At 50.9% G+C, this 9,457-nt stretch carries 8 protein-coding genes; 4 read left to right on the top strand and 4 right to left on the bottom strand.

Annotated elements, in window-relative coordinates; genetic code table 11:
* Positions 1-298: 298 nt before the first annotated feature.
* Positions 299-1,549, top strand: a complete 1,251-nt coding sequence (locus tag B5F27_RS15040; RefSeq protein WP_087368903.1) for a radical SAM protein — start codon at positions 299-301, stop codon at positions 1,547-1,549.
* Between the two features lie 129 nt (positions 1,550-1,678).
* A complete protein-coding gene (locus B5F27_RS15035) occupies positions 1,679-3,292 on the top strand; it encodes an ABC transporter ATP-binding protein (RefSeq protein WP_087368902.1) in 1,614 nt (537 codons plus the stop codon).
* 273 nt (positions 3,293-3,565) lie between these two features.
* On the opposite strand, the gene B5F27_RS15030 is transcribed toward B5F27_RS15035, so the two are convergent.
* Positions 3,566-4,483 (bottom strand): hypothetical protein, encoded by a 918-nt coding sequence (locus B5F27_RS15030; RefSeq protein WP_087368901.1) that lies wholly within the window; start codon positions 4,481-4,483, stop codon positions 3,566-3,568.
* On the bottom strand, positions 4,480-5,349 hold the full coding sequence (locus B5F27_RS15025; protein ID WP_343214648.1) for a sigma-70 family RNA polymerase sigma factor: 870 nt from the start codon (positions 5,347-5,349) through the stop codon (positions 4,480-4,482). The genes B5F27_RS15030 and B5F27_RS15025 overlap by 4 nt, the downstream gene beginning before the upstream one ends.
* A gap of 335 nt (positions 5,350-5,684) precedes the next feature.
* Between B5F27_RS15025 and B5F27_RS15020 the strand changes: the two genes are divergently transcribed.
* Both B5F27_RS15020 and B5F27_RS15015 read left to right on the top strand, forming a co-directional pair.
* Positions 5,685-6,287, top strand: coding sequence for a CHC2 zinc finger domain-containing protein (locus B5F27_RS15020; protein ID WP_087368900.1), 603 nt, complete (start codon positions 5,685-5,687; stop codon positions 6,285-6,287).
* The gene (locus B5F27_RS15015; protein WP_087368899.1) at positions 6,284-7,624 is read left to right on the top strand and encodes a phage/plasmid primase, P4 family; all 1,341 of its coding nucleotides are present in this window, start codon (positions 6,284-6,286) and stop codon (positions 7,622-7,624) included. The genes B5F27_RS15020 and B5F27_RS15015 overlap by 4 nt, the downstream gene beginning before the upstream one ends.
* Positions 7,625-7,845: 221 nt before the next feature.
* Here the strand turns inward: B5F27_RS15015 and B5F27_RS15010 are convergent, their stop codons facing one another.
* Positions 7,846-8,703, bottom strand: coding sequence for a transposase (locus B5F27_RS15010; RefSeq protein WP_158098271.1), 858 nt, complete (start codon positions 8,701-8,703; stop codon positions 7,846-7,848).
* 16 nt (positions 8,704-8,719) lie between these two features.
* The gene (locus B5F27_RS15005) at positions 8,720-9,193 is read right to left on the bottom strand and encodes a transposase (RefSeq protein WP_087368897.1); all 474 of its coding nucleotides are present in this window, start codon (positions 9,191-9,193) and stop codon (positions 8,720-8,722) included.
* Between the last annotated feature and the right edge of the window lie 264 nt (positions 9,194-9,457).

The following is a 9,457-nucleotide window of genomic DNA, read 5'->3' as shown; positions in this document are numbered from 1 at the left end:
CATGAACTATTAAAAAGAAAGGAGAAATAAACCATGGAAGTTCTCGCAAACAAGAAGCCCATCGAGGAGCAGGTGGACAGCATGGACATCATCATCAACATTTGCTGATAGCCCGCACAGGACCCGAAGTATAAACTAAGAAAAAGACCCGTATATTCAATAATCGCTCTCAAATAAAATACCATTACCCACTAACGTCTAGTCACTCCAAGTTGATAAAGGCCCGGAGTTCTTCCGGGCCGTTATTTTGAAAAATCATCCTACTATAGGATTTTATATAGAGAAAGAGGAGTCAATTATGTATACAGTACCCAGCTATGTGACCTATCGCACGGAAGGAGATGCTATTTATATTACATCAGAACTGTATCGCAATACCGTCCGGCTGACCGATCACGGTCTGCAGAAGGAGTTCATCAATCTCACCCGTTGCGGCGGCTGTGCGGAACTGAATACACCGTTGACACGCTATCTGCATGAGCAAGAGCTTCTGGTAACCGAGGAAGAATTGGACCACGCACTGCACCAGGTGAGATCTTTGCTGGATGATATCTTCATGGTAACATTGATGCCGACGGAAGGCTGCAATTTCCGCTGCCCATATTGCTATGAAGATCACCATGCGGTCAGTATGACTCGTGACACACTGGACCGGATTGAAGAGTATATCACTGCACAAGCGCCGCGCTATAAACAGGTCGTGCTTGCATGGTTTGGAGGTGAACCTACTCTTTGCAAAGACACTGTGTTGGAAGTGTCCAATATTGTGCAAAATCTGCAGAAACAGTATGGCTTTCACTATGCTGCCAATATGACCACCAATGGTTATCTGCTGGACGAAAAGCTGTTTCGTCAGTTCTATCAGGCAGGGATCACTAGCTATCAAATTACAATTGATGGTTGGAATCACGACAAGACTCGACCCCATGTATCCGGCAAGGGAACCCTGCAGACCATCATTGACAATCTGGTCTCTCTTTCCAAGTTGCCCCCGGAAGAGTATCCCTTCCATATCACGCTGCGCCACAATATTCTGGCCGGCGATGAGGACTACAGTTGGTATGATTATCTGTACCGTCTGTTTGGGCATGACAAACGCTTCGCCGTACTTGTTCGTGCTGTTGGTGACTGGGGCGGCGAAGGCGTCCACAGTCTATCTATCCTTCATCAGGATACAAAAGATGTGTTGGTAGCAAAGCATGTTGCATATCTGGATAAGATCGGGATGTCGTGTCATAACCACAGAAACGGAACCCTTGCACAGGTGTGCTACGCTTCCTATCCGCATAGCATGGTATTCCGGGCCAATGGAAAAATTGGCAAATGCACTGTGGCGCTTGACCACCCTCAAAACCAGTTAGGTTGGGTTGATCCCGAAAAAGGTGTTGTGATCGACCCGGAGGTTAACCGCCGGTGGAGCTTTTCTGATCTGAAGCCCGAGTGCCGCAGCTGCCAGAATGTTTTGCGCTGCATGAATATGCGGTGCAAAAAGTCTGAAATTATTGATGGAAAGACAGTTTGCCTCTATAGAAAATCAGAATGTGTGTAATCAATAACTAACACAAAACGATATGTTCATTCCTCATCCCGTGTGCTACAATTTAAACCAGAAAGAACGAAGCACACAATTCCACTGTTGATTAAGACAGATGGAACTATCACAGAAGAGGTGGAAATCATGAAGTATTATCTCAAAAAGTGCTGGCCCACTGTTACAGCGGCCTCCATCTGTATGGTTATTGCCTATGGTTTGCAGGTCTGCACCAGTTTGGTACAGATTCAGGTTACCCAGGGGCTGCTGGATGGAGATCTGCGGGCTTTCACCATTCGGATCATTCTTCTTCTGCTGACCTGGCTGGCCGTGGTCCTTTGTCTGATTGCAGAGACCTTCTTCCAGGGCCGGGCCGTGCGCCGGATGAACAATGCTCTGCGCCGGGATATGGCAGCGGGCCTGCTGCACAAGACCCATCAGGAGTACCACAAACAGGAGAGCGGCGAGTACCTCTCCCAGTTTACCAACGACGTGAACCAGATTGAGCAGATGGCCTGGACTCCGTTTTTTACCATCATGGGTTCTGCGGCACAGGTGGTGTTCGGTATCGTTGCACTGGCATCCATTCATTGGCTGCTGCTGGTGGTTTCTCTGGTCATCGCATTGGTCATGATCTTCGTTCCTCGTCTGTTCAGCAAACGGTTGGGAACCGTTGGCACAGCCTGTGCCGCCAGCCAGGCTGACAGCGTCAGTAAAATCAAGGATCTGCTGGCAGGTTACGATGTGCTTCGCTTCTTTGGCAAGGATGAACGGTTTACCAGCGGAGTCGATGCAGCCAGCGACAGCATGGAGCAGGCCAAGTACAAACTGACCATCAACAAGGACGGCATCGGCTGTGGTCTGGCCTATGTCAGCGCCGTCTGCCAGGTGGCCGTTGTCATCCTGCTGGGTGTCCTGATCCTCAATGATATGATTCCTCTGGCCACCTTTATGGGCACCGGCACCATCTGCGCCGGCGTGTACAATGGACTGAACCAGGTGTCCAAACTTGCAGTGTCCTTCTCAGCCAGCAAGCCCTATTTCGATAAGATTACCGTCCATGCCGGCGAGGCACAGCTTCCTGATTTTGGCCTGCCTACTCTGCAGGAAGGCATTACGGTCAAGGATGTCTCTTTCTGCTACGATGAAAATAAGCCGATTCTGGTTCACATGAACGCGGAATTTAAGAAGGGCGGCAAATACGCTCTCACCGGTCCCTCTGGCTGCGGCAAGAGCACTCTGCTGAAGCTTCTTCTGGGCTGGCTGCCCGGCTACCAGGGCAAGGTCCTTTATGACGAGAGAGATGTACGGGATTACACGCCCGAGCAGCTCCAGCAGAAAATGAGCTACATCGAGCAGAATGTGTTCCTGTTCAATACCACCATCCGTGAGAACATTACCCTGGGTGAGCACTTTACCGACGAGCAGATGGAAAAGGCTCTGCGTGACAGCGCTCTGGCAGGGGACCTTGCCAATATGCCCCAGGGTCTGGATACGCCGGTGGGCGAGGAAGGCAGCGCCCTTTCGGGAGGCCAGAAACAGCGTGTAGCCATTGCCCGTGCTCTGATCCATAACCGCAGCATCCTGCTGGTGGATGAAGGCACCAGCGCTCTGGACCAGAAGAACGCTGACATCGTGGAGAAGAGTCTGCTGTCCAACCCCGACCTGACCCTGATCCTGATTAGCCATCACCTGAGCGACGAGCGCAAAGCTCAGTTCGATCATGTGTACGAGTTGACGCCCGCATCTTCTATTGTCTGAAACCGGGAGGCAACGCGATAGTCGGAAGAATCCAAAGAAACCGCGCCGAGGTTTCGTGGCACACGACTTTGGGTACAAAGTCTAGTGTGTTATACCTTTGTGCAGCAGACGGCAGCTGGGGGGATCTATCCCGTCCCGCTCCTCTGTGCGAAAGGTGCCTCTGCGGGGCAGCATAAGTGACAAAGAAAGGCTGGCAGTTTGTGCGAAAAGCACAGGCTGCCAGCCTTTTGCTGTCTGCGGAACAAAGGTATATAAAGCCCCGCCGCAGCGGATTTATTCGTTTTCTTCCGGTTTTCCTTTGGCTTTTCCCCTACTCTTGTGGACGTTGTACTGGTTCTTGCACTGGAGACTGCAAAAGGTAGTGTTGACATGACTGCCCAGAAATGCTTTCTGGCAGTTCTTACACAGCCGCAGGGGATGTTCCTCGTCCACCAACATGAAGCTGAACATCATCTGGATACCCAGCAGCAGGGAGTGAAAATCCCAATAAATGGTGGGCTTGTCCAGCAGCTCGATATGGTAGCTGGGGGCAATCCCACCGAACGCAGCCATGGCTTTTTGGTACAATTCCCGGGTGTCTTGATCTATTAGACGGTAGTCCTGGTAGTACAAGATAGAGGTGGTCAGTGTGAAGGCCCAGTCCTTGAACTGCTGGGCGACCCAGTCATAAGGCTCCGCATACTGCCGCTGGAAGCTCATAGTTTTTGCCATCGGTTCATCCATAAAGGTCATGGTCAGGGCAACCATCGTCCGGTCCCCAGAAACCTTCCAAGCGGATTCCATTCCCCGTTTCACCAAGTCCAGCTGGTCAAAGGGATAAAACAAAGCCAGATATCGGTCTGTGTCCATGGATTCCTCTTTGAGGAAATGATTCTTCGGCAGGTAAACCGCCTCATAGTCCATAAAGGCCGGCGTGGTGGGCAGGGCGGTCATCAAGCCCAACAAACCATACCGGGTAACAAACTCCAACACTGCCCGTTCTACTTCCGCCGCTGGTTTGCGGCCCATCATCAGCATTCCTACATTGAGAGCATCCAGCACAATATGTGGAACCACTTTAAGAGGGTTATAAACTTCCGGCTTTGCGTCTTTGCCGGGGGTGATGTACCGTTTGCCGTTTTTTGCCGTTTTCAGCTCGTAGTGATCGTACCGCACCCAATGGGAGCGCGACTGCTCAAACAGATTCTTCATTCTGTATTTACTCCCCTCCAGCCGTCCTTGTCATTAGGGGCGGGTTTCTTTTTGCGGGTCGTCTTATTTTCCCGCCGAATCACAGCATCTTTGCCTTGCTCCTCTGCGAGGGCTGAATATTCCTCTATAAATTGGCGTTCCCGCAGGGTCAGACTTCTACCTCGCTCCCGTTTACTATGTAGGTAGTCAAACATCTGTCGCTGTAAGTTTTTATGAATGGTTTTCCGCAGTTTTCGGATATTGCGGTCGGACTGCTCACGGGCTAAGGCAAGCTGGGTGGCACTCCACAGCCTCAGGGAAAGAAAGTACAGAACTTCCTTGTGATCCTCGCTCAGTTCCGCAATCATGCGGGAGATAAATGGATCGGCGGTCAGCTGGTGCATCTCATAAGGGCAGTTAAATAGGATATCCAGAAAGTTTCCGGCCATTATCTGCCGGTACGCCGTGTCATTCATCCACCTGGGGATAAGCTTGGGTTCTGAAACAGCCTGATAATCCAGCGGTAAATCTCCCCGAAGGTGTTCGTAATTCCGTTCCCGGCGCTCCCGGTTCTGGTCCAGCTTGTCCCACTCCTTTATCACCACAGAAAAGTCCGCCTCAGTCCGGGCAGCTTCCTCCAGACGCCGAACCGCCTCCGCCCGGATTTCCCATTTCAGCCGCTTTTCACTGGTCGGCGCGGCTTCTTCCTCCTCGGTTTCCAGCTCTTCTTCGTCATGGAGGGGGTGCTCGTCCTGCTCCAGGGCGCTTTCCAGCTCGATCTGACGTTCCGCCACCGCATCTCGTTCCAGCGCCTCATTCGTCAAACTGATGCTGGATTCATCATCCCATCTGTCATCCTGAAATCCTCTCGCATACCGATTTACCACGCCTCCACCTCACTCCAAAAAATTTTTTGAAAATTTTAAAAAATGGTTCCGTTTTGCACCCCGGATTTCTCCTATTAGTGAAAGGGTAGTTCCGAATCGGGTTACATTTCATGGAACTTTTTCTGATTATACATTGAAGGCCCTCCCGGGCTCAAGAAGAAAAAGTCGAAAGGAGAAGTCAGGCTTTATTTTTTCGCAGAAGGAGGTATGGAACGAAATGTTACGCACCCAATTCACTCGTCAGGGACTCAGGTGTGCCCCGAAACGAGGCACACCTCTATCCATGGCGAAGTACTGTATCCCTGCCCACAAGATGCCAGATTAGCGAGGTATAAATGAATCTTTTTAAAACTGTAAAGGAATCCATCACGGTCAAGCAGGCCGCAGCCCTGTACAGCCTGCCTGTCACCACTACCTGGATGACTCGCTGCCCTTTCCACGAGGATCATACACCCAGCATGAAGTTGAACGACACCTATTATTACTGCTTCGGCTGCGGAGCCACCGGCGATGTCATTGACCTTACCGCCCAGTTGTTTGGACTCAGCAGCTTCCAGGCAGCTCGGAAACTGGCCCAGGACTTCGGCCTCAGTCCGGACAAGCCTCCATCCGGTGCAATCTCTCTGCCCAAGCCAACCGTGGCCCCTTCGGACCCCCAGAAAGAGGAAATCTTCTACTGTCTCCGGGTCCTCCACGATTACCGCGACCTGCTGACTCGGTGGCAGACAGAGTTCGCTCCCCTCTCCCCGGAGGAACTGCTGGACGAGCATTTTGTAGAGGCGCTGCACATGATGGCCGTTGTGGACGACCTCATTGATCGTCTGGCTTTTGGGCCAGCCTCTCAGAAGGGGGCCGCTGCCAAACGCCTGCTGGATGGTCAGCTTCTGCCCAGAATGAAAGCCTGCTTGGATGCCCTCAAAGCAAAGGAGGCTGCATGAACAACACCTACCGGCCCGGCTCCAACGACCCGGTTTGGCTGGAAGAAGGACATCGGATCAACGAAGCGGTTTTCTGCGAGACCTTCATGTCCACACACAAAATCATTTTCTGTAACGGCTTTTTCTTTACCGAAGATGGCCGTGTCACCGACGAGATGGCCCTGCGCAGCATGATTTATGAGGAATTGCGTGATTACGCCAGCAATAACGTAGCCCGCAAGGTGGGCAACATCCTGGACCTGCTCAAACTCTCCACCCAGGTGGATAACTTTCCGCCAGTCACCAACTGCATCCACCTGGCCAATGGGACCCTATACCTGGACGGCAGCTTTCAGGAGTGCAAACCTGAAGTAGTTCGCAACCGACTGCCGGTCCGGTATAATTCCAAAGCAGTCCAGCCCGCCCACTGGCTGCGGTTCCTGTCCGACCTGCTCTACCCGGAGGACCTCCCCACGGTCCAGGAGTTTATCGGTTATTGCCTCATTCCCAGCAACAAGGGCCAGCGGATGATGGTCATCAAGGGTCGGGGCGGCGAGGGCAAAAGCCAGATCGGCGTGGTTCTGTCCAGGCTGTTCGGTGCCAATATGAAGGATGGCAGCATCGGCAAAATATCAGAAAATCGCTTTGCCCGGGCCGATCTCGAGCACATCCTGCTCTGCGTGGACGATGATATGCGCATCGAGGCCCTGCGGCAGACCAACTATGTCAAGTCCATTGTCACCGCCCAGGGCCAGATGGATCTGGAACGGAAGGGTAAGCAGAGCTACCAGGGCTGGATGTACGCCCGGCTGCTGGCGTTCAGCAACGGAGACCTGCAAGCCTTGTATGATCGCAGCGACGGCTTCTACCGGCGGCAGCTGGTTTTGACCACCAGGGACAAACCCGCCGACCGGGTGGACGACCCGGACATCGCCGAGAAGATGGCTGCCGAAGCTGAAGGAGTTTTTCTGTGGGCCTTTGAGGGCCTGCAGCGTCTCGTTCGGAACGGCTTCAAGTTCACCGAGAGCGACCGCGCCCGGCGCAACCGAGAGCTGGTCAAGCGGGACAACAATAACTTCTTTGACTTCATGGAGGCGGAGGACTATATCCATCTTAAAGCGGATGCCTGTATCAGCTCCAAGGACCTCTATGCCATTTATAAGATGTGGTGTGAGGAGAACAACCTGGTGCCCCTGAAAGCCAGGAGCTTCAGCGATAACCTGATTGCCAACCTGAAAAAGTACAACCTGGAGCACACCAACAATGTCGCCAACTCGGCAGGCCGCCGCGTATGGGGCTATCTGGGAATCGAAGCTCTGGTCCGGCCTGAACCTGCTCCCCCATCCTGGGGTCGATAATTCTGTATATGTGAGAACTTGGCCTTTTCGCTATGTACGTATGTACGAGGCCCGTACAGACGCATCCGGCGAAAGGCTTCAGAGGGCGTAACCGTTTGTTACTCTCTTGAAGTGGCTGTTCCCATTTTGGAGCTGTTGACAAATAGCGGAATCGTACAGACAAATCTGTTTCAAATTCGCTGTTTATTGAAAAATGGCAAGAAAAAAGACGCCTGGAGGCGTCATCCCATATACTTTATCATTCGTTTTAAGTTGATTGCGGTCGCCGAAAGGAGGCAGTGATCTGTCGCTGCCTCTAATCCGCGCCGTAACAGGCGTTTTAAATTGTGACTCCATTTCTGTGCAGCAAAAGTACCTTCACACCAGATCTGTCTCTTTTTAAGAGCCTTCCGATATTCAGGAGAATCTTTCTGTGCCATATTTTTCTGTACAGAGGAGCGAAAGTAATTCTCCAACAGATATCGCGCTGTCAAGGATCCCTTCCTGGTCAAACACTTTGATTGAAGCGGACAGGATTTACAATCTTTTCTGCTGGCCCAGTATTTCCAAAAAATGCAGCCATCTGCCCGAACAAGGCTTCTGGGATGAAGCTCCTTTTGATTGGGACAAATATACACATCTTTTTCTGGATCATACGAAAAATAAGCTCTGTCAAATTCTACGGTTGTTCGATTCACAGTCGGTTTTGGGCGTACGAAAAAGGAAATTCCGTTTTCATCCAATACCTGATGAGCCAAAGAGAAATCATATGCTGAATCTGCTGTGGCAATTTGAACTGGAATGATATTTTTATGGACGTCCTCTATCTGATCCAAATAAGGAACACTGTCAAAAACATTTCCTGCAGTTGCAGTAACGGCCAGAATGATTCCATGGTCTGTATCAAGGGTCTCATGAACGAGGTAATATAGTTCTTCAGGTTTGCCAGGACGTTTCATATGACCAGCTTCCGGGTCCGTTCTGCTGACCCGTTTATGGCTGTGGGTGTTTTTCTTTTTGACGGGTTCTTTCCGCTCAGCACGCCGCTTTCCCTTTAGCTGCTTCAGTTTTTCCAACCCTTGTTCTTCGTACTGATTCAATCTCTCCCAGTAAACTTCATGTTCTTCCCGAACTTCGACCAAACATTCCGAGGATACCGAAGCGTTTGCCTTCATGTGGGTTGAATCTGTCACTACAAACCAGACCTTCCGCTATACATTGTTGAACGACAACATGGAATAGACGCCGGAAAACGTTCCGAAATTCCGGTTTTCTCCTGCGCAATTGCGAAATGGTACTGTGATCCGGGACCCTATCCAGCAAATCCAGACCCAGGTACCAACGAAGCGCGATATCTGTTTCGATTCGTTTCTCAATCTGCCGTTCAGAGGGGATTCCGTATAGGAATCCCACCAGAAGGTATTTCACCAGGACAACCGAGTCAATGGGTGGGCGGCCATATTTTTGGCTATACAGATGCCGCGTCTCCTCATATACAAAGGACAGGTCAAGCGCTTTTTCCAACTTTCTTAGAAAGTGGTCTTGCGGCATGAGATTTTCGATGGTCACCATGTGGATTTTGAGCTGCATTCTGGCCACCCTTTCGTGCTTTTTTCTCTATTATACCATATGAGATAGCCTTTGTATATTTTGTCAACAGCTCCATTTTGAATCCAGCTACTTTATTCTCTTAAAGTCCAGGTAAAACCCACCCGTGCTGCACAGTTTGGATCAAGTTACCAAAGTGATATGCTCCCTATAACAGAGACACTGAAATAGGGAAAGGGTTAAAATGAGCAAACGAAAAGAGATTGATCCAGAGTTTAGAATCTGGCTCATTGAGGAATGTCTTGC

This window comes from Faecalibacterium sp. An192, from assembly GCF_002160175.1.
In the GTDB taxonomy this organism is placed as follows: domain Bacteria; phylum Bacillota; class Clostridia; order Oscillospirales; family Ruminococcaceae; genus Faecalibacterium.
This window is presented reverse-complemented; position numbering and strand designations above follow the sequence as displayed.